Origin of the sequence: Devosia yakushimensis (genome assembly GCF_030159855.1) — a bacterium.
In the GTDB taxonomy this organism is placed as follows: Bacteria; Pseudomonadota; Alphaproteobacteria; order Rhizobiales; family Devosiaceae; genus Devosia; species Devosia yakushimensis.
On the sequence record NZ_BSNG01000001.1, the window covers coordinates 1,081,841 to 1,101,976 of the forward strand.

Genomic DNA, 20,136 nt, shown 5'->3' on the forward strand with positions numbered 1-20,136 from the left:
CAGCCCCTGGATGATTAGCCTATTTTTGTGGCGTGCCGCCAGCAAGCACAAAGAATAGGCCGGGGCCTCAGTCAAGCGGTTTATTAACGCGATTTTAGTGAGTTTGGCCGGTCAGGCGCCCATCCACCCAGACCTGTTCGATATTGGCGCGGCTGGCGCCATAGAGGATTTTCTCGAAGACGGCGCCGGGCTGGGTTTCGCCGAACAGGCGGATAGAGCCGGATGCGGCTGTTGTATCGATAACCAGGGCGTCGAAACGATAGCCGGGGGCAAAGAGGCCGATGGGCAGATCGAGGGCGATGCCGCCGCCGGCGGTGGCCAGGTGGAAGGCGGTCTTGAGGTCGATGGCCGAGCCGGGCGTGCCGCGATTTGCCGCAGGTAAAGTTGGGTCGACGCCATCCTGCAAAAGGCGGGAGACTTGCACGGTGGTGCGGCAGGCTTCGAACATGGAGGCGCTGGGGCCGCCGGATATGTCGGTGCCCAGACCGACATGGAGGTGTTTTTCCAAAGCGCGGCGCAGGGGGAAGACGGCATTGGCGAAATAGATATTGGAGAGGGCGCAATGGGCGACGGCGGATTGGCGGACGACGAGCCGGTCCATATCGGCGTCGGTGAGGAAATTGGAATGGGCGAGGACTGACTTTCGGGTCAGAAGGCCAAAGCTATCAAGGGCTTGCGCGTCGGTATGGCCATATCGATTCAGGACGTGGCCATGGGCCCAGTCGCTTTCCGAGCAATGGGTTTGCACGTGGCAATCGCATTCGGCGGCGAGTTGGCCGAGAGCCGTCAGAGCCTCGTCGGTGCAGGACGGAATGAAGCGGGGCGTGATGACGGGGAGCACGCGGGCATCGGTATTGGCGGGGTGGGTGCGGATATGGTCAATGACGGCGCGGGTACCGGCTACAGCGGCTTCTGGGGAAGCGTCGCGGTAGAAATCGGGGCAGGCGGCGGGATCGTCCATCACCACTTTGCCGACCAGGGCACGCTGGCCTTTGTCGATGCAGATATCGGCCAGGAGATTGGTGGCTTCGGTGTGCTGGGTGGCGAAGTAGAGCGCGGTGGTGGTGCCGTTGGCGAGCAGGTCTTCGACGAGGGCCGTGTAGCGCGGGCGGGCGAAATCGAGGTCGGCGTAACGGGCTTCGAGCGGGAAGGTGTATTTTTGCAGCCAGACTTCGAGCGGCTCGTCCAAGGCTTGGCCGAGCTGGGGATATTGGGGCGCGTGGATGTGGAGGTCGACGAAGCCGGGAAGGACGTAGCGGCCTCGGGGAAGGCGGAGGACGTCGGTGCGGTCGGTGGCTTCGGCGTAGCCGGCATCAGTGGGTTGCAGGACTGCGGTGATGGTGCCGGTAGCGTCGATCTCGATCAATGTATCGGCCAGCACTTCAAGTGTGCCCTGTTGTGGGGCGTGCAGGAAGGTGCCGAGAATGGCGCGGCCGCGCAGGATCATATTTTGCTCAGGGTGCGGAGTTGACGGGCGCGCATCGCGCGATAGCTGAAGAGGACCAGGGCCAGCACGGTGACGATGAAGGGGATCATGCGGATCAGCTCGGCTGGAATCCAGTTGAACAGGCCCGGCATGACCACGGCGAGGGCTTCAAAGAAGCCAAAGAGCAGGGCGGCCAATAGCGCGCCGACCGGGTGGCGGGCGCCGAGCAGGACGGCGCCGAGCGCGATGAAGCCGCGGCCGGCGGTCATGTCGCGGGTGAAGCCGACATAGTTGAACATCGCAAGTTGGGCGCCGCCGAGAGCGGCAAGAGCACCCGAGACCAAAAGGCTCCAGGCGCGGATGGCGTTGACGGGAATGCCGGCCGCTTCGGGGGCGGCGGGGTATTCGCCGACGCCGCGCAGCCAGAGGCCCCAAGGGGTGCGGTAGAGGAAATACCAGATGGCAAAGACCAGGAAGGCAGCGACCCAGGAGAGGATGGAATGACCGGAGAGGAACTGGACCAGGGTATGGCCGATGCCGGGAATGACACCCAGGAAGGAGAGGTCGAGCGCGGGGATGGCCTTGGAGGGCAGGTTGATCGAGGTGCCCTTGTCGCCGCCGGTGGCTAGGGTGAGCGCGAAGACCGTGCCGCCTGTGGCGAAGATGTTGATGGCGAAACCGACCAGGATGATGTCGGCCTTTAGGCGCAGGTGGAAGAAAGCCATGACCGCGCCGAGCAAGGCGCCGGCGGCGATGGCGGCGAGGACGGCGACATACCAGGGCGCAAAGACCGAGACGATGACGGCGGTGAGGCAGCCCACCAGCATCATGCCTTCGAGGGCCACGTTGAGAGCGCCGGAGAGATCGGCAATCAGGCCGCCCAGGGTGGAGAGCAGCAGGGGAGTGGAGGTGCGGACGACGGTGACGAAGAAGGTCGCCGAAAAGACCGTCATGAACAGTTCGATCATTTGCCGGCCTCCATGACGGCGGAGGATGCGGGGTCGCGGCCAAACAGGCGGGCGAAGAATTTGCGGCCGGGCAGGGAGAAGGATGAAGCGACCAGAAGGATGATGATGGCGGTGACGACGCCGATGACTTCGGAGGGGACGTCGGTGCGGATATTCATGAGCTGCGCGCCCTGGCGGAGGTAGCCATAGAACAGGGCGACGACAGGCACGGCGAGCGGGCGGCTGCGGGCGACGATAGCGATCAGGATGCCCTCGAAGGCCAGGCCGCCCTCGAACAATATGGTGAGCTTGCCGTAGGACTGGCCCTGCACGAACATGGCGCCGAGCAGGCCCCCCAGCGCGCCGGCGACGGTCATGGCGGAGACCATGATCACGGTGGAGCGAATGCCGGAATATTCGGCGAATTGGGCATTGTGGCCGACAAGTCGCAGTTTGAGGCCCCAGGCGGTGCGATAGAGCGCGAACCAGACAGCAAGCACGGCCACGATGGCAAGGATCAGCCCGATATCGATGCGGGTGCCGGCGACCAGCGCGGGGAAGACGGCGGTAGCGGGGAAATCATTGGTGGTGAGCACGCCGCTGCCGGGCGGCACGAGCTGGGTGCGGACCAGGTAGTTGCACAGCTCGATGGCGATATAGTTGAGCATCAGCGAGGAGACGATTTCGTTGGCGCCCAGCTTGGCCTTGGCGATGCCGGGGATGAAGCCATAAAAGCCGCCCGCAATCATGGCGCAGAGCACGCCGACGGGGATGGCCAGCCAGGTGGCGCCGATGGGGGAGAGGGCGACATAGGCGGCGGCGAGGCCTCCGACATAGACCTGGCCCTGCACGCCCATGGAGAATTGGCGGGCCTGGAAGACCAGGCTGAAGGCGAGGCCCGTAATGGTCAGCTTGGCGACGTCATCGATCCACAGACCGATAGTGCGCGGCCGGGAGATGGGGGCGGTCAGCAGCACATTGAAGGCTTCGAGCGGGGCCTTGGAGGTGAACAGGATGATGATGAAGGCGACGCCCAAAGCGATGAGCGCGGCGGCGAGGGCGCGGCCGGTTTCGCGGCGGATATTGGCCCAGCGGGCCTTGCGGCCGAGCACGGCTTCACTGGTCATGCTCATCGCAGGGCTCCCTGCATTTCGGCCGGGGTCTGGGTGGCGATGCCCAGCATATAGGTGCCCAGGGTTTCGGGGGTGAGGTCGTCGGAATTGACAAAGGCGGCGACGATCTTGCCGCGATAGAGCACGACGAGGCGGTCGGCCAGGGCCAGCAGTTCGGACAGATCGGCGGAACTTAGCAATATGGCGGCGCCGGCATCGCGCGCGTCGGTCAAGGAGCGCCAGATGAATTGGGTGGCGCCCAGATCAACGCCGCGGGTGGGCTGGTTGACGAGCAGGAGCTTGGGCTGTTCGGAGAGTTCGCGGGCGACCACGACCTTTTGCATATTGCCGCCGGACAGGGTGCCTACAGCGGCGCCGGGGCCGCCGACGCGGATGGAGAAGCGCTCGATGAGCGTTTCGGCATTGGCCTTGATGGCCTTGAGGTCGAGCAGGCCATTGCGGACATAGCGCTTGTCGTCGAGCCGTGTGGCGACGAGGTTTTCGGCGACGCTGGCGCCAGTGGCGAGGCCTCGGGCCAGGCGATCTTCGGGGATGCTGGCCAGGCCGGCGGCGCGGCGCTCCAGGATGGAGAGGGAAGTGAGGCTCCTGCCGTTCAGATAGGCGACGCCATCGGCAATGGGGCGCAGGCCCGCGACGGCTTCGAGCAATTCGGACTGGCCATTGCCCTCGACGCCGACCAAGCCAACAATTTCGCCGGCATGGACGCGCAGGTTGAGGTCATCGACCAGGGTGGTGCCGTTTTCGCCGGTGACCTTGAGGGCCTTGATCTCGCAGGTCAGAGCCCCCTGATTGGCGGCGCGGTCGACGCGCAGGGCGACTTCGCGGCCCACCATCATGGTGGCGAGGCTTTTTTCGGTAACCTCGCTGGCAGCGACTTCGCCTACCGATTTGCCGGCGCGCATGACGGTGATGCGGTCGGAGATTTCGAGCACTTCGGGCAGTTTGTGGGCGATGAAGATAACGGTGCGGCCTTGTTCGACCAGAGCGCGGACGGCGACGAACAACTCTTCGACTTCCTGCGGGGCGAGGACGGCGGTGGGCTCGTCGAGAATGAGGATGCGCGCGTCCCGATAAAGTGCCTTGAGGATCTCAACGCGCTGCTGCTGGCCGACAGGGAGTTGACCGACCGGCGGCAGAGGGTCGACGGAGAGACGGAACTTTTCGGAGAGCGCGCGCACCGCCTCGATCGCCTGTTGGCGGTCGAACCGGACGCCGGTGCGGGGCTCGGAGCCCAGCACGACGTTTTCGTAAACTGAAAAGGACGGCACGAGGGAAAAGTGCTGAAACACCATGCCGATGCCGGCGTCGATCGCCTCGCGCGGATTGGTGAAGCTGACGGGCTTGCCATCGAGCAGGAGCGTGCCGCGATCGGGGCGCTCGATGCCGAAGAGGATTTTCATCAGGGTGGATTTGCCCGCGCCGTTTTCGCCGACCACAGCATGGACCTCACCGGCATTGATGGTGAGGTTGACGCCATCATTGGCGACAACGCCGCCCGGATAGGTCTTGCCGATGTCGATAGCTTGCAGCAGCGGGGTCATGCACGTCATTCCCGTTGGAAAAAAAAGACGCCGCCCTTTTTGGGGGGCGGCGCCGGGCTTGTCACTTCATGTCGGTGGCGGGGACCAGTTCGCCGGAATTGATCTTGGCTTCGAGAGCGTCGACCTCGGAGCGGATTTCCGCTGGAACGAGCTTTTCGTAATAGCTGTTCTTGGAAATGCCGACCGCGCCTTCGGGCATGCCCAGCAGGAGGGCCGAGCCATAGGCGGCAGTGCCGTCAATGGTTTGCTGGAGGGCGAGGAAGAGGGAGTCGCCGACCTTCTTTTCCACCGAGGTAAAGATGACGTCGGCCTGGGCCGGATCGGTCTCGGCGAAGATTTCGGCCTGGTCGCTATCGACGCCGACGGCGAGTTTGCCGGCATCGCGCACGGCCTGCAGGGCGCCGATGCCGGTGCCGCCGGCAATCGGGAAGATCACGTCGGCTCCCTGGCCGAGCTGGGCCAGCGCCATTTCCTTGCCCTTGGCAGGATCGCTGAACGTGCCGGCGACGGTGTTCAGGATCTGGATATCAGGATTGGCGGCCTTGGCGCCTTCGTCGAACCCGACCTTGAAATCGGTGACGGTGGGGAATTCCATGCCGATAATGGTGCCCAGAATGCCCGATGTGGAGAGCTTGGCGGCGGCATAGCCGGCGAGATAGCCGGCGGCCGACGTCTGATATTGCAGGGCCAGCACATTCGAGCAGCAGCCTGTCGAGAAATCGGGGCTGTCGTCGAAAATGATGAACTTGGTATCGGGATATTCAGGCGCCAGCTTGGCGACAAAGCCGGTCATGTCGAACGTGCCGACGATGACGACGTCATAGCCGGTGTCGGTGGCATCGGCCAAAGCCGGCTCCCAGCGGCCGCGATCATAACCGGCTTCGATGATCTTGATCTCGACCGGCAATTCGGCGGCTGCGCGCTCCACGCCGGCCGTTGCACTGTCGAGGAAGCTCTTGTCGCCGCGCGTGCCATGCAGCACGAGCGCGACGGTGAGCGGATTTTCAGCAGTGTATTCCTGTGCCTGCAGGGTGGCCGGAACTGCTGACGTCAGCAGGCCGGCGGCCAGCAGGAGACCGGCCGAACGGCGGGTCAGGGAACGAAACGACATGGGCGCACTCCGAGTTCGGGTTTGTCAGGGGGTATAGGCGATGGATGCCTTGTAGAGATCGACCAGGCGATCGATTTTGGCTTCTTCGACGAGCGTCACCATGGGGGTGCCCAGGCGCCCGGAAGGATCGACCACGGTCATGCCGCGGGTGATGCCGGGGGCCAGCGCAACGTCCATGGAGGCGCGCAGCGACTTGGTGACGATAGTGGGATCGACGACCACCGCAGCGGCTAGCGGATCGACAAAGCGAAACACGTCGCCGCCGCCATAGCTGGCATTGGTGCGGCGGGCGTGATCGGCCAGGGCTTCCGAAAAGGCCTTTTCGGGGCCGGCAGCCACTTTGGCGAAGGCGGTGTCGACGTCGGCGCCGCTCATATTGTGGGTGACGCAGGGCTCCCACGGGATGACGACGATGTCGATATCGGCCGAGAAGACCACCGAAGCGGCTTCGGGATCGGCATAGATATTGAACTCGGCGGCCGGGGTGGTGTTGCCGCGGCCATATACGGTGGCGCCCATAATGGTGAGCTGGCCGATGCCGTTGATGATGGAGGGCTCAAGCCGCAGCGCCAAAGCCAGGTTGGTCAGCGGGCCGATCATCAGGAAATCGATCTTTTCGCCATTGCCGCCGGCTTCGCGGAAGGTCTGGCGCAGGAAGCCGATGGCGTCCTCGCTGGCGGGCTTGGCATTTTCGAGCGGGCGCGGGGCACCGCCCAGGCCGTCCTCGCCATGGATATATTTGGCGTCGATGATCTTTTGCGTCAGGGGGCGGTCGGCGCCCATATGCACGGGCACATTGGCACCGGCGATAGCGAGGGTAGAGAGAATGTTGCGGGTGGCGGCATCGAGGCCGACATTGCCGAATACAGTGGTGATGGCGTCGGGCGTGCGGCCGCCCGCGATGAGCATCAGCAGGGCCTGCGCGTCGTCAACGCCACCGTCGGTATCAAGAATCAGTTTGTTCAAATTTGCCTCATGCGACCTGGCGCGCCCGTTCGACACGCGCCCAGAAGTCCTGGTAAGTGGCCGAATAATTCGACCTGATGGATTGGTAGTCGGCGCGCTGTAGCATGCGATCGCGGACGATGTCTTCGCCGGCGACCCAGACATGGGTAACGTCCCGGCCGCTGCCAGAATAGACGAGCACGGTCTCGATGTCCGGCGTTTCCGAATAGCCGGGCCCACGCATATCCACAGCGATGATGTCAGCGGCCTTGCCGATTTCGAGCGAGCCGATCTCGTGGTCGAGGCCCAGAGCCTTGGCGCCCTCGATAGTGGCCATGCGGATCAGCTCGGCGCTGGAAATGGGCTGGGCTACGCCTTCGCGGTGGGAGGCGACGAGGCCCGCCACCCGCATTTCGGCGATCATGTCATAGGAATTGTTGGCGGCGACATTGTCGGTGCCCAGGGCGACGGTGACGCCGGCGGCCTTGAGCTTGACCACCGGGCAAATGCCCTCGCGGCCCGAGCGCAGACCCGCCGTGGCATTGTAGGAGACCGAGGCAGCGGGGGCGGCGGCGAAGATGGCAATGTCTTCGTCGGACAGGTCAAGGCAATGAGCGGCGTGCACGCGGCCGGCGAAGAAGCCGTCGCGGGAGAGGGCCTGGGTGGCGGTGAGGCCATATTGGGCCAGGGTCTGCTCGTTATCCTCGGGGCCCGCGGCCATGTGCAGGTGCATGCCGACGCCATATTTGACGGCCATGTCGACTTCGGCGCGGAGCAGGTCTTCGGAATTGTCGACATAGGGGGCGTGGGGGCCGAACCAGGGGATGACCCGGCCATCGGCAGAGCGCTGCTTTTCGATGAAGGCGGCGGCCTTGGCGAGCTCGTCCTCACCGCGATCCTTATCGCCGAGCTGGACAATGCCATAGGCGATGACGGCGCGCAGGCCGCTTTTACCGGCGGCTTCGGCGATTTCCTCGGCGAAGAAATACTGGTCGCAGAATGTGGTGGTGCCGCTCAGCACCATTTCGGCGCAGGAGAGGGCGACGGCGGGGCCGATATCGGAGGCGAGCAGGGAGAGTTCGGGCTCGCGGATGGAATTGTACCAGCCTTCCATGGTGAGGAGGCTCTGGCCTTCGGAGCAGCCGCGGAACAGAACCATGGCCGAATGGGTGTGGGCGTTGATGAGGCCGGGCATGACGAGGTGACCGGGTAGGGCAATGACCTCGTCGAACGGAGTGGTATCGGGCCGGGTGGCCTTGGGGCCGGTTCCAGTGATGCGGCCATCCAGAAAGGCGACCCAGCCGCATTCATAAACGGTGTTTTCGGCATCGACGGTCAGGATTGTTGCGTCGTAGATAAGAACAGAACTCATTTGACCTAGCCAAGTAAACCGCTTTACATGGCGAATTAACGCTAGTTAACGGCACAATGTCAAATGCTATCGCAGATGATTTGCACAAACCATATGCGAATGACGGAAATGCACAAGCCTGCGGCATGGCTCAGTGACATGCAGATGGCCGAGGATAGGCAATGAGTGCGAGAATCAGGGGTGGGGCATGGCAACGCTGAGCGACGTGGCGGAAGAGGCGGGCCTGTCGCCGACGGCGGTGTCACGCTATCTCAATAACCGGATCGAGCTGCCGCAGGCGACGCGCGACCGGATCGATGCGGCGATTGCCAAGCTGGATTACCGGCCCAATCTTCTGGCCAAGCGGCTGTCTACCGGCAAGGCGGAGGCCATTAGCCTCGTGACGCCGGAAATCGGCAATCCATTTTTTGCGGAGCTGGCGGCGGCGGTGGAGGAAGAGGCAGAGCGCCATGGCTACGCCGTCTACATGTCTTCGACCCGGGGCGACCGGGCGCGCGAGGTGGATGCCATCAAGCGGCTGCATGACCAGCATGTCGATGGGCTGATCATGATGACCAACCAGCCCGATGACGGCACGTTGGCCGAACTGTTGGCGCGGCATGACAATGTTGTGTTGCTGGATGAGGATATTCCGGGCGTGTCGGTGCCGCGGGTATTCGTCGAGAACGAGCAGGGTGCCTATGCGGCGACACAGCTGCTGATCGAGGCCGGACATCGCGATATTGCTGTGATCAGCGGGCCGGTCGGGCTGATGAGCGTGCGCGAGCGGCTGGCGGGATTTCAGCGCGCCATGGGCGAGGCTGATATCGCGATCCGCGAGGAGTGGGTGTTGCTGGGGCAATATTCGCGGGAGTTCGGGCGGGCGGCGGCGGAGCGGCTGCTGGCGAGCGGGAAACGGCCCAGCGCGATTGTGGCTTGTTCGGATTATCTCGCCATCGGCGTGTTGCAGGCACTGCGGCAGGCCGGGGTTTCGGTGCCCGGTGATATCTCGCTGGTGGGTTTTGACGACATGCCCTTCGCCGAATTGGTGGACCCGGCCTTGACGACGGTGCGCCAGCCGGTTGCCGAAATGGGGCGGCTCGCCTTTGAGCGCCTGTTGGCGCTGATCAACAAGACCGAGACGGAAACGGTCACCCGGCTGCCGGTGGAGCTGGTGGTGCGAAAGTCGATCGCGCGTTTCGGGGGTGAATGAAAGTAGCGTTGATGGCCGGGCACGGCTTCGCTAAGCAGCGCATGGCATAAGCCGCAGGAGAGATTTAAGCCATGGATTTGCCGGACGATCTGCTGATCAACGCCGCCGATGAGGTTCGTATCCGCCAGCATCTGGCGCTGGTGGCGCTGGGCAAGCGTCCGGCGGATCGCGCGGTGCGCGCCGGGCGTTTGCTCGATGTGCATGGGCGGCGCTGGCATGACGATCAGGAAGTGGTCATATCCGGGCGGCGGATTGCCTGGGTGGGGCCGGCGGGCGCCTATAAGGGCGAGGTTGCCGAACGTGCCGAGCGGCTAAATCTCCATGCGGTGCCGGGGTTTGGCGAGGTTCATAAACATATTGAATCAAGCCATTTGACGCCCGAGCATGAGGCGGCTTTGGTGCTGCCCTTTGGTAATACCTGGACCTGCGAGGCCAGCCACGAATTCTCCAATGTGGACGGACCGAATAATCTGCAATTCTGGCTGACGGCGCGGCAGGCGGGGTCGCCGATGAAGATCTTTCCGCTGCCGGGATCAGCTGTGCCGCCGACGGCCTATGAATGGGGCGGCGGGCATTTTGGCTATGACGAGCAGCAGAGCTTTCTCAAGCAGCAGCTGATGGTGGCTGGGCTCGACGAGGTGATGGATTGGCCGGCGGTGTGGAACCCGGACAACCCGTCTTATGAGCGGCTGTGGGGGATGATCCGGGCGACATTCGAGCAGCGCGGTGTGGTCGAGGGGCACGCGGCGGGCATGCGGGCGATTGACGATATCAATGCTTTCGCGGCGGCCGGCATGGCATCGGACCATGAGGCGTGGACGGCCGAGGAAGTGCGGGACAAGCTACGGCGCGGGTTGTTCATGGAGCTGCGGCCGCATTCGGCCAAGGAGATGATTGGTGGGCTTTTAGCAGAGGGGCAGCAGGACTGGTCGCAGTTTGCGCTGTGTACCGATGACCGCTCGTGCTCGGACACGATGAAGCTGGGGGCGACCGACCACAATGTGCGGCTGGCCATCGAGGCGGGGCTGGCTCCTGAGATCGCCATTCAGCTGGTGACCATCAATCCGGCGCGGCATATGCGGCTGACGCCATGGGTGGGCTCGATCGCGCCGGGGCGGTTTGCCGATCTGGTGCTGCTCGATGACGTGGCGAGCCTGTCCATTGCCGAGGTTTGGGCGGATGGGCTGCAGGTTTCAGAAGGTAGAGCCTATAGCGGGCCGCTGCCCAAGATTGCCTGGCCGGGCTGGGCGACGGGGACGGTGAATATTCAGCGTGAGATGAGCGCTGCGGATTTCGCGGTTGCGGCTGAGCCGGGGCGCGAGACCATGTCGGCAGCCATTCTGCGGCCGTTCCACTGGGCCGATGAGTTCATCACCATGGAACTGCCCGTTGTTGATGGGCTGGTGCAGCGGGACTCTGAGCGGAATGTCACCAAATTTGCCATTGTCGACCGGTTTTCGGGGCAGGGGCTGACGTCGAAAATGTTCTGGTTGGGCACCGGACCAAAGACGCCGGAGACGGCGCTGGCCTGCTCCATGGGGCATGACAAGCACAATATCTGGGTGGTGGGTTCGTCGGACGCGGCCATGGCCAAGGCTGTCAATGCGCTGCGGGAAACGCAAGGCGGCTGGGCGCTGGTGCGCGAGGGCAGGCTGGCGGCGACGGTGCGTTATGAGGTGGGTGGGCTGATGACCTGCCGGCCGCCGGCGGAACTCGATGCCGAAATGCAGGCGCTTTATGCGGCGGCCGAGGGCATTGAATGGATGTATGAGCCCACCTTCTCGCCGCGCTGGTGGCCGGGTTTTCCCGAGCGGCTGGCCTTTGCCACGCTGACCTGTGCGCCCTGGCGCTGGGTGCTGGTGGCGCCATCGCCGCTGGCGCCGGAGGGGTTTGTGAATGTGGCGACGGGGGAGACGCACGCCATCGTTTGGTGAGGGCGGTCTACCCGTATGCAAGGCGCCCTTACAGCGTCTTGAACATCACGTAGCTGTCCACATAGCCATGTGCCGGGTGGTTGAACGCCTTGGGCAGGGTGCCGACGATGTCGAAGCCGAGGGACTGCCAGAGGGCGACGGCGCGGGTGTTGGTGGAGACGACGTGGTTGAACTGCATGGCGCGGAAGCCGCGCTCGGCGGCGCGGATCAGCGAGTGCTGGCACATGGCGCGGGCGACACCTTTCCCCTGGGCTGCGGGGGCTGTCATGTAGCCGCAATTGGCGACGTGGGCGCCGCCGCCCTGCTGGTTGGCCATGAGATAGTAAGTGCCCAGGATTACGCCGTTTTCCTCGGCGACGAAGACTTCGTGCGTGGGGCCGAGCCAATAGGCGAGGACGCCTGAAGCATCGAGATCGCGGGCGATAGCGTAGGTCTCGCCGCCGGCGAGGACCGGCGCGACGATGGCGAGGATAGATTCGCGATCAGCCTCAGCGGCCGGGCGGATTTGCAGCGTCATTATCGTCTTCATCAATGGGTGGGACGCGGATCTGGCCAGGTGGGGCCATGTCCGGGATTATAGGTTTGTTGGCGATGGATGGGCGGTGGCGCAGCTCGAACCGCCAGGAGGCGGTAGCAAAGAGGATAAAGGCTACGGCCACGCAACCTGCCGCGGCAACCCAGGGTGCGCCGGGGAAATAGCCGGGGGAATCGGGCGCCGAGGTGAAATAGGAAAAAATCTGGGTGGCGATGACCGGGCCGATAATGGTGGCCAGTGAATTGGCGGCGTTGACCGCGCCCTGCAACTCGCCCTGGGCATTGTCTGGCACCTGCCGGGAGAGGACGCCATTGATGGCGGGCGGGGCAAGGCCGCTGATCGCGCCGATCATGATGAAGACGTAGAGATAGAAGACCTGATCGGTGAAGGCGACGCCGATAAAGGCGGCGATGGCGGCCAACAGGCCGAGCATGGCCACGGGTGGCTCGCCGACGCGTTTGACCAGGGGGCCGACGAGGAAGGCCTGGCAGATGGCAAAGCCAATGCCGAAGGCGCCCAGCGCGCGGCCGATATTGGATGAGCTGAAGCGGAAGACTTCGGTCGTGAACCAACTGAACACGGTGGGCAACGCCTGGGCGGCCAGCGAGAAAGCGAACAACACGGCCAGCAACCAGAGCACGACGGGGTATTTGCGCAGGGCAATCACGGCGCCGAAGGGATTGGCGCGGCGGATGTCGAACTTGCGACGGGCGTGCTTGGGCAGGCTTTCGGGCAGGATGAAAAGGCCGAAGAGGAAGTTGGCGAAAGCCAGGCCCGCGGCAGCAAAGAAGGGGACGCGCGGGCCCAGTTCGCCCAATTCGCCGCCGATGACAGGGCCGATGATGAAACCCAGGCCAAAGGCCGCACCGATGAGGCCGAAGCGGTGCGTACGCTTATGCGGCGGGGTGATGTCGGCCATGTAGGCGGTGGCGGTGGCGACGGCGGCGCCGGCGACGCCTGCGATGATGCGGCCGACGAACAGGTACCAGACGAAGGGGGCGATCGCCATCATCAGGTAGTCGAAGGTGAGGCCGAGCAGCGAGCAGAGAAGGACCGGGCGGCGGCCGAAGCGGTCCGAGAGATTGCCGAGCACCGGCGAAAAAACGAACTGCATGAAGGCGTAGGCGAAGACGAGGTAGCCGCCGATGACCACGGCATTGGCAACGCTGCCGCCGGTCAGCTCTTCCAGCAGCTCGGGCATGACCGGCACGATGATGCCGACACCGATCATGTCGAGCAGAATGGTGACCAGGATACAGGCCAGCGTCAGGCGGGAGCGGGTCGCAGCTTGCATACGGTGGCGCTAACCTTTGTGAATCTGGGTGCCCCATGCGGGCTGGTTGGTGTCGCGCAGTTGACACAGCCGGATCGGCCAAAGCAAGGCCGAAGGGTGCCGCAGGCGGTATGCGCGACAGGGTAACGCGGGAAGATCGCGAGTCGTTTCAGGGCTTTAACTCGGATGGTTCGTGGGACGATTCAAGCCCTCAGGGTTGCGCATCATGCCCGTAGAGCCAGGCGAGGCGTTTGAGATGGCCGCGGCTCCCCTGGGCCGCGATGACCAGGTTGCGGCCCAGGCTCAGGGGCAAGCGGAGATGGAAAATCCGACCATTGGCCTGTGAAACCCTGGCGACCTGCTCGACGCGGGGACGGCGGATTTGCTCGAATTTGGTGAAGGCGGCTTCGGCGCTGGGCTCCTCGATGAGAAGCGGGGCGAGGACGGCGGCGTCTTCGATGCCCATGGCGGCGCCCTGGGCCTGGAAGGGGACCATGGCGTGGGCGGCGTCGCCTATGAGGCCGATATTGCCCTGGTGCCAGACGGGGGTGTCGACGGTGTAGAGGGGCCAGGGCGTCCAGCTTTGCCCGGCTGCGGAGAGGATGGCCCGGGCACGGGCAGGGAGGCGGCGGGGCAGGCGGGGGGCGCCCTGGTCGGGGAGTTCGTCGCGCGAGGCGGCGGCGGCGAAGAGGGCGATATTGACCTGCTGGCGGTGGGGCAAGGGGTAGCAGACGATGTGGTAGTTGGCGGCGAACAGCACCGAGACGCGGTCCAGTGCAATATGGCTGGCGAGGGCGTCGAAGGGCAGCAGCGTGCGCCAGGCGACGCGGCCGCGCCAGGTAGCGGGCGGGCCGCCGACCAGCGTGGTGCGGGTTTTTGAATGCACACCGTCGGCCCCGATCAATGCGTCGCCACGCAGGGAACGGATTTGGCCACTGGCATCTTCGACCGCAAGGGCAATGCCGTGAGCACTGGCCACAGCGTCCCATGAGTGGGTGCCATAGAGGATATCTATGTTGGCAAAGCGTCTCGTGGCCTTGTGGAGCACCTCGGCGAGGTCGGCGCGGTGCATGACTGCATAGGGGGCGCCGAACCGTTCCCGCATGATGGCGCCGAGTTCGAGCGTCACCAATGGGCGCTTGGCGCGGGGCGGGTAGAGGTCGATGCCGGTGGGTTCGAGGCTATTGGCCGTGATGGCTTCATCGAGGCCGAGGCGATCGAGAACGCGACGGGCATTGGGGCTGATCTGCAGGCCCGCGCCGAATTCGGAGACGGAAGCGTTGCGTTCGAGCACGGTGACATTGGCGCCGAACTTGGCGAGCGCCAGAGCCAGCGTAAGCCCCGATATGCCGGCACCTGCGATGAAGAAGGTGCGGCGGCCGGTCTTCGGCATGTCAGCTAAAACTCAAGCGGCGTCAGCGTGATAGATGGCCGAGAGCGGGTTGGCGGTGCCGGCGGCGAGGGCGGGATTGTAGACGTAATGGGTCGAGCAATAGGGGCAGACGGCCTCGTTATCCTTGCCCATGTCGATGAAGATATGGGGATGATCAAACGGGGGCAGGGCGCCGACGCACTGGAATTCCTTGGACCCGACCTCGATCTGGCGGAGGCCTTCGGTGTTGTGGAAGTGGGGCGTGGTGCCGTGGGCTGCCATCGGGGATAACCTGGATAGATGATTTGGTGGGCCGGACCATAAACAATGGCAGAGGCGAAAGAAAGGTCTTGCGGCTGTTCACATCGGCCCAAACAGGTGACACCGATTGGCCGAATAGGTTAGCAGACTGTTCACATCTACACGCTCCAGAGTGACCGAATTGCCAAATTTCCAGTCCGACGGCCTGACGCTGGCCTATGAGTCCTTCGGGGAGGGCGCACCGGTTTTGTGCATCCATGGCTTTGCCTCGAGCGGCAAGGTCAACTGGATCGATACGGGCTGGGTCGAGGCGCTGACAGAGGCTGGATACCGGGCAATTACGCTCGACAATCGCGGGCATGGGCAATCGGACAAACCCTATGACCCCGATGCCTATTATCCGCAGGTCATGGCCAGGGATGCGGTGGCGCTGCTGGATCATCTGGGAATCGAAAAGGCGGCATTGCTGGGCTATTCGATGGGTGCTCGGATCGCGGCATTCATGGCGTTCCAGGATGAGGAGCGGGTAGTGTGCGCCATATTCGGGGGCATGGGGATGAATCTCATCAACGGGCTCAGCGACGGCAATGACATCATCGCCGGGCTGCGGGCGCCGGCCCTGGCGGGACTGACCCATCCCACGGCGCGGCAGTTCCGAATATTTGCCGAGCATACGGGGGCCGACCGCGAAGCTTTGGCGGCCTGCATGGAGACCTCGCGCGAGCCCATGGCGCGGGCCGATGCGCGGCGGATCAATGTGCCGGTGCTGGTGGCGGTGGGCGAGGCGGACGAGATGGCGGGATCGCCTGTGCCGCTGGCCGAGCTGATTCCGGGTGCGGAAGCCTTCGTCATTCCCAAGCGCGACCATATGCGGGCGACCGGTGACGCAAAATTCAAGGCTGCCGCGATAGAGTTTTTGGGCAGAACGTTGCCGGACAACAGCCAATCGTGAACCAAGTGGCCCGCAAGGGCTTTGTTTCAGAGCATGAGATGGCTTATATCGGTAAATCTCGATAAAGCGGAGTGCCGCCCCCCATGAGCGTCAGCGCAAAGAAATCAGCCGAAATCCAATCCATGGACCCCGTCTGGGAAGCCGTGCGGGCGGGAGCCAGGCAGATCGTGGCGGCCGAGCCTTCTTTGTCGAATGTGGCGATCTCAGCGATTCTCAATCACGAGACGTTCGAGCAGGCGCTGGGCCATCGGCTGGCGGCGCGGCTCGACCATGACGATGTTTCGGCCGACCTGATCCGGCAGGCTTTTGCCGAGATGATCGTGGATTTCCCCGATATCGGGCAGGCCGCGCGGATCGATCTGGCGGCAACGCTGGAACGCGATCCGGCATGCCACCGGGCAATCGAGCCGCTGCTGTTCTTCAAGGGCTACCAGGCCATCCAGACGCATCGTTTCGCCCATGCCATGTATCTGGCGGGGCGGCGGGACTTTGCGCTTTACCTGCAAAGCCGGGCCAGCCAGGTGTTCCAGGTGGATATCAACCCGGCGGTGCCGATGGGCAAGGGCATCATGCTCGACCATGGCACGGGGCTGGTGATCGGGGAAACGGCAACGGTCGGCGACAATGTGTCGATGCTGCAGAACGTGACGCTGGGCGGCACGGGCAAATCGGACCAGGACCGCCATCCCAAGATCGGCAATGGCGTGCTGATCGGGGCGGGGGCGAAGGTTCTGGGCAATATCCGTATCGGGGATTGCTCGCGGATCGGGGCCGGTTCGGTGGTGCTCAAGGAAGTGCCGCCGCGCGTGACCGTGGCGGGCGTGCCGGCCAAGGTGATCGGCGAAGCGGGCTGCGCCCAGCCGGCGCTGGTGATGGACCAGGAGTTTCTGGTTCACGATCTGAACGGCTGAGCGGGTCGATTTTCCGGTGATGCCGGCCTGCAACCGGCGGTAGCCGGCGCTTCCGGTGCTCACGTACCAATGTAGGCTCCGCTTCGGTTCTCGTTCCCGCATACGCATGAAAACACTGTGTCATTCCCGCGCAAGCGGGAATCCATTCTGTTTTTCCCGGATGTCGGCAAGGAAGAGTGGATTCCCGCCTGCGCGGGAATGACGTTGTGGGTGGGGTAGGTTGTGCGCCCCGATCACTCGCAGTTTGAAGGCCGCAACACTTCATCGGGGATTGTCACCGCTAAAATGGGGCGCAACGGGGGTTGTGTGCGTTAATCGGGTGACTAGATTGCCGGCTAACGCAAATCAGCAGGATAAGCACCGTGAACCATCCCGAAATCATCAAGCTGCAGAAATTCCTGCAACTGAAGTTCAACAACAGAAATATCGATGTGCGGCCGCGCGCCAAGCTGAACGATTCCGTCGAAGTGTTTATCGGCGATGAATCGATCGGCCTTATTCACGTCGACGATGAGGATGGCGACAAGTCGTACATCTTCAACATGTCGATCCTGGATATCGATCTGGACGAAGTTTGAGGGTAGAGGGACCTTCAACCGCCACGGCGTCATTCCCGCTTAGGCGGGAATCCATTCTGCCTTGCGGTGTGCCCGGAGAAAGAGTGGATTCCCGCCTAAGCGGGAGTGACGCCGTGGGCAACAGGCGGTTCGGGGCGTGACGATCCGCTACCAGGCCCCGATCTTTTCCAGCCAGAGTTGCATCTGGTCGTCGAACTGGCGCCAGGATTGCAGCGCTATGGCGTCGAAGGCGTAGACGGCGGCGATGCCGCTGGGCAGGTAGACGGTGCGGACGCATTGCTCGGGCGCGCCGGGGCTGATGGGGGCCATGCATTTGGCCACAAAGGGATTGGCCGAGAGCGGGTCGTACCAGACGTGCTCGCCATCATAGCCGGCGGCGGCGCCGAGCGGCTTGCCAACCAGGCCGGGAATGCCGGCCAGCGTTTTATCGCCAAATTGATGCAGATAGACCGCGTCGAGCAGGGTGCTGCTGGTCCGCGCGCGGCTGCGCGGCAGCAGCATGACCTGGACGGTGAGCGCCGTTGCGCCGTCGGGCGCGAACATCACGGTCAGGTCGATCTGATTGGTGAAGCCATCACGGATCTGTTCGCCATAGCGGAACCAGGCGGTGGGGATGGTCAGCTCGCGGCCGGAAATGGTCTGCACGATGGGGTTGCGATCATCGAGCGAGGGCGTCGGCACGCGCGAGGTGCGGCCCAATTCATCAATGAGATAGGCGGCGCCAACGGCCAGCAGCAGGGCCAGGGCGGCGATGCCGGCCAGGTTGAAACCCAGCGATGGCGGGGCATGGCGTGGTGTGGCGGGCGCCGATTGCGGGCTCATGACCAGAATTAACCAGATTTGGCGAGCGGAGGTGACAAGCGATAGGGCGGCCAATATGCTTAATGAAGGGTTAATATTGGTTCCCGATGTGATGAATATCGGGGCACGACAGGGCGGTTGGACATGGCCAAGGAATTGCTGCTGGCGGCGTTTCTTATCGGTATCGGGCTGTGCGTGGCGGGGGCGGGAACCCACCTCTACCAATGGCTGGCCCGGCAACAGGCCATGCTGCGCTATGACGGGGTGACCTTTGCCGGCTCGATGGGCAATCTGGCCATGAGCTTTGTCTGCGGACCCTATATCATGCTGCAAATGGGCTGGAGCCAAGAGGACAATGGCACGCTGTCCATGACCTCCATGCTGGTTGCCGCGCTGGTGGCGTTCGGCTGGGCCTTCATCACGGGGCTGCTGTTCATGGGCGCCTACGTCGCCATTCGGTACTAGACGCCAGGACTGGGCGGCCATGTCCAATGCCGGACATGTTCGACGAGCGCACGCAGCTTCGGGGCCATGTTCCGCCGCTGCGGGTAGTAAAGATAGAACCCGGGAAAGGGCGGGAGGAACTCCTCCAGCAGCCAGATCAGCTCGCCCCTTTCCACGTGGGGCCGGAATGTTTCCCGCGTCGCGAACGTGATCCCGGCACCGCTCATTGCCGCGCGCAGCATCAGGCGCAGGTCGTTCGTCGTGATCTGGGGATTGACGGCAACATTGAAGGCTATGCCGTTCTCTGCGAATTCCCAGCGATAGGGCGCGACATCTGGTGCGGAACGCCAGCCGATGCAGCGATGGTTGACCAGGTCGCGGGGATGGGCAGGCGTGCCATGGGCCGCCAGATAGGCGGGCGCGGCCACGGCCGCTTCGCGCTGATCAGGCCCTAGCGGCACGGCGATCATGTCCTGCTCGATGACTTCGCCCAGCCTGACGCCGGCGTCAAACCCCGCCGCCACGATATCAAATTCCTCGTCGGTTACCGTCACATCGATGGTCACCGAGGGATAGGCCGCGGCAAAGGCGGCGAGCAGCGGACCGGATAGGAAGCTCTCGGCAATCGAGGTGACGGCCAGCCTGAGCAGCCCGCGTGGCTGCAGATCGGCCGTCAGGTGCTCCAGAATTGCCGTGATTTCGGAGACTGGGCCGGAGAGTGCGGCGTGCAGCCTCTCGCCGGCTTCGGTCAAATGGACAGACCGCGTGGTGCGCGTTACCAGCGCCACGCCCAGGCTGTCTTCGAGCCGCCGCATGCCCTGGCTGACGGCGGAGCGTGTCACGCCGAGCCGATCTGCGGCCGCGCGGAAATTGTCCGCTTCGGCAACGGCTTGAAACAGTGCCAGAAGGTTCAGGTCGAGATTCATTGTCCAGCACTGCTAACCATCCAGTCCATCACTATAGGGGTACTGGCGACAATGATGAAGGCCTAGCTTTCGGGTGACAGCACAACCAGGAGACAGATCATGCAAAAACCGCTGGCAACACTGGCAACAATCGCCCTGCTTGGCCAGGTGGGCAACGTCGAGGCGGCCGATGCGACGGCTCATCACCCCTATGCCGGCATGTGGGTTACCCAGGACGGGCATATCCGCCACGAATTGCTGCCCAATGGCCGCTATGTGGAGGCGCGCGGCACGCGTGAACGGGCCTATGAAGGGCGCTATGAGGTGAGCGGCGACCATATCGAGTATTGGGACGACACCGGCTTCACGGCGGATGGCGATTTCGTCGATGGCGTACTCTATCATGCCGGGATGATCCTCTATCGGCGGTAGAGCCCACAAAAACAATGAGGCCAGCTTCTTGTCGAAGCTGGCCTCATTCTTCAGACCCCTATCAGGGATAG

Annotated in this window: 20 protein-coding genes; 7 read left to right on the forward strand and 13 right to left on the reverse strand. The window is 63.7% G+C overall.

Annotation, left to right across the window (positions count from 1 at the left end; genetic code table 11):
• Positions 1-94: 94 nt before the first annotated feature.
• From guaD to QQL79_RS05285, 7 genes are all read right to left on the reverse strand, one after another.
• Complete coding sequence (gene guaD, locus QQL79_RS05255; RefSeq protein WP_284388607.1) at positions 95-1,447, reverse strand: guanine deaminase; 1,353 nt, start codon at positions 1,445-1,447, stop codon at positions 95-97.
• Positions 1,444-2,394 (reverse strand): ABC transporter permease, encoded by a 951-nt coding sequence (locus tag QQL79_RS05260; RefSeq protein WP_284388609.1) that lies wholly within the window; start codon positions 2,392-2,394, stop codon positions 1,444-1,446. Before QQL79_RS05260 ends, guaD begins: the two co-directional genes overlap by 4 nt.
• Positions 2,391-3,506, reverse strand: coding sequence for an ABC transporter permease (locus tag QQL79_RS05265; protein ID WP_284388611.1), 1,116 nt, complete (start codon positions 3,504-3,506; stop codon positions 2,391-2,393). The genes QQL79_RS05260 and QQL79_RS05265 overlap by 4 nt, the downstream gene beginning before the upstream one ends.
• Positions 3,503-5,047: an ABC transporter ATP-binding protein gene (locus QQL79_RS05270; protein ID WP_284388613.1), complete on the reverse strand. Its 1,545-nt coding sequence runs from the start codon at positions 5,045-5,047 to the stop codon at positions 3,503-3,505. Before QQL79_RS05270 ends, QQL79_RS05265 begins: the two co-directional genes overlap by 4 nt.
• Positions 5,048-5,108: 61 nt before the next feature.
• A complete protein-coding gene (locus QQL79_RS05275; RefSeq protein WP_284388615.1) occupies positions 5,109-6,158 on the reverse strand; it encodes a BMP family lipoprotein in 1,050 nt (349 codons plus the stop codon).
• A gap of 24 nt (positions 6,159-6,182) precedes the next feature.
• Entirely contained in the window at positions 6,183-7,124 is a 942-nt protein-coding gene (locus QQL79_RS05280; RefSeq protein WP_284388617.1) for a nucleoside hydrolase, read from the reverse strand.
• A 7-nt stretch (positions 7,125-7,131) separates the two neighbouring features.
• Positions 7,132-8,475, reverse strand: coding sequence for an amidohydrolase family protein (locus QQL79_RS05285; RefSeq protein ID WP_284388619.1), 1,344 nt, complete (start codon positions 8,473-8,475; stop codon positions 7,132-7,134).
• Positions 8,476-8,662: 187 nt separating this feature from the next.
• On the opposite strand from QQL79_RS05285, the gene QQL79_RS05290 reads away from it, so the two are divergent.
• Both QQL79_RS05290 and QQL79_RS05295 read left to right on the forward strand, forming a co-directional pair.
• Positions 8,663-9,667 carry a LacI family DNA-binding transcriptional regulator gene (locus tag QQL79_RS05290; protein WP_284388621.1) on the forward strand — a complete coding sequence of 335 codons (1,005 nt, stop codon included), beginning with the start codon at positions 8,663-8,665 and terminating at the stop codon, positions 9,665-9,667.
• 71 nt (positions 9,668-9,738) lie between these two features.
• Positions 9,739-11,601 carry an adenine deaminase gene (locus QQL79_RS05295; protein ID WP_284388623.1) on the forward strand — a complete coding sequence of 621 codons (1,863 nt, stop codon included), beginning with the start codon at positions 9,739-9,741 and terminating at the stop codon, positions 11,599-11,601.
• A 28-nt stretch (positions 11,602-11,629) separates the two neighbouring features.
• On the opposite strand, the gene QQL79_RS05300 is transcribed toward QQL79_RS05295, so the two are convergent.
• The 4 genes from QQL79_RS05300 to QQL79_RS05315 all read right to left on the reverse strand — a co-directional run bounded on the left by QQL79_RS05300 (position 11,630) and on the right by QQL79_RS05315 (position 15,063).
• Complete coding sequence (locus QQL79_RS05300; protein ID WP_284392823.1) at positions 11,630-12,112, reverse strand: GNAT family N-acetyltransferase; 483 nt, start codon at positions 12,110-12,112, stop codon at positions 11,630-11,632.
• Positions 12,090-13,430 carry a TCR/Tet family MFS transporter gene (locus QQL79_RS05305; RefSeq protein WP_284388626.1) on the reverse strand — a complete coding sequence of 447 codons (1,341 nt, stop codon included), beginning with the start codon at positions 13,428-13,430 and terminating at the stop codon, positions 12,090-12,092. Before QQL79_RS05305 ends, QQL79_RS05300 begins: the two co-directional genes overlap by 23 nt.
• Positions 13,431-13,620: 190 nt before the next feature.
• A complete protein-coding gene (locus QQL79_RS05310; RefSeq protein WP_284388628.1) occupies positions 13,621-14,802 on the reverse strand; it encodes an FAD-dependent monooxygenase in 1,182 nt (393 codons plus the stop codon).
• A 12-nt stretch (positions 14,803-14,814) separates the two neighbouring features.
• A complete protein-coding gene (locus tag QQL79_RS05315; protein WP_284388630.1) occupies positions 14,815-15,063 on the reverse strand; it encodes a zinc-finger domain-containing protein in 249 nt (82 codons plus the stop codon).
• A 151-nt stretch (positions 15,064-15,214) separates the two neighbouring features.
• Between QQL79_RS05315 and QQL79_RS05320 the strand changes: the two genes are divergently transcribed.
• The 3 genes from QQL79_RS05320 to QQL79_RS05330 all read left to right on the forward strand — a co-directional run bounded on the left by QQL79_RS05320 (position 15,215) and on the right by QQL79_RS05330 (position 17,483).
• Positions 15,215-15,994, forward strand: coding sequence for an alpha/beta fold hydrolase (locus QQL79_RS05320; protein WP_370461180.1), 780 nt, complete (start codon positions 15,215-15,217; stop codon positions 15,992-15,994).
• Between the two features lie 83 nt (positions 15,995-16,077).
• The gene (gene cysE / locus QQL79_RS05325; protein WP_284388632.1) at positions 16,078-16,905 is read left to right on the forward strand and encodes a serine O-acetyltransferase; all 828 of its coding nucleotides are present in this window, start codon (positions 16,078-16,080) and stop codon (positions 16,903-16,905) included.
• A 362-nt stretch (positions 16,906-17,267) separates the two neighbouring features.
• On the forward strand, positions 17,268-17,483 hold the full coding sequence (locus tag QQL79_RS05330) for a DUF3126 family protein (protein WP_284388633.1): 216 nt from the start codon (positions 17,268-17,270) through the stop codon (positions 17,481-17,483).
• A 147-nt stretch (positions 17,484-17,630) separates the two neighbouring features.
• Here the strand turns inward: QQL79_RS05330 and QQL79_RS05335 are convergent, their stop codons facing one another.
• The gene (locus tag QQL79_RS05335; RefSeq protein ID WP_284388635.1) at positions 17,631-18,305 is read right to left on the reverse strand and encodes a hypothetical protein; all 675 of its coding nucleotides are present in this window, start codon (positions 18,303-18,305) and stop codon (positions 17,631-17,633) included.
• 123 nt (positions 18,306-18,428) lie between these two features.
• On the opposite strand from QQL79_RS05335, the gene QQL79_RS05340 reads away from it, so the two are divergent.
• Positions 18,429-18,749, forward strand: coding sequence for a DUF6949 family protein (locus tag QQL79_RS05340; protein WP_284388637.1), 321 nt, complete (start codon positions 18,429-18,431; stop codon positions 18,747-18,749).
• Here the strand turns inward: QQL79_RS05340 and QQL79_RS05345 are convergent.
• Positions 18,746-19,654: a LysR family transcriptional regulator gene (locus QQL79_RS05345; protein WP_284388639.1), complete on the reverse strand. Its 909-nt coding sequence runs from the start codon at positions 19,652-19,654 to the stop codon at positions 18,746-18,748. The two genes, QQL79_RS05340 and QQL79_RS05345, sit on opposite strands and share 4 nt — an antisense overlap.
• A gap of 99 nt (positions 19,655-19,753) precedes the next feature.
• Here QQL79_RS05345 and QQL79_RS05350 point away from each other — a divergent pair, with 99 nt between their 5' ends.
• Entirely contained in the window at positions 19,754-20,065 is a 312-nt protein-coding gene (locus QQL79_RS05350) for an Atu4866 domain-containing protein (RefSeq protein ID WP_284388641.1), read from the forward strand.
• The last annotated feature ends 71 nt before the right edge of the window (positions 20,066-20,136 follow it).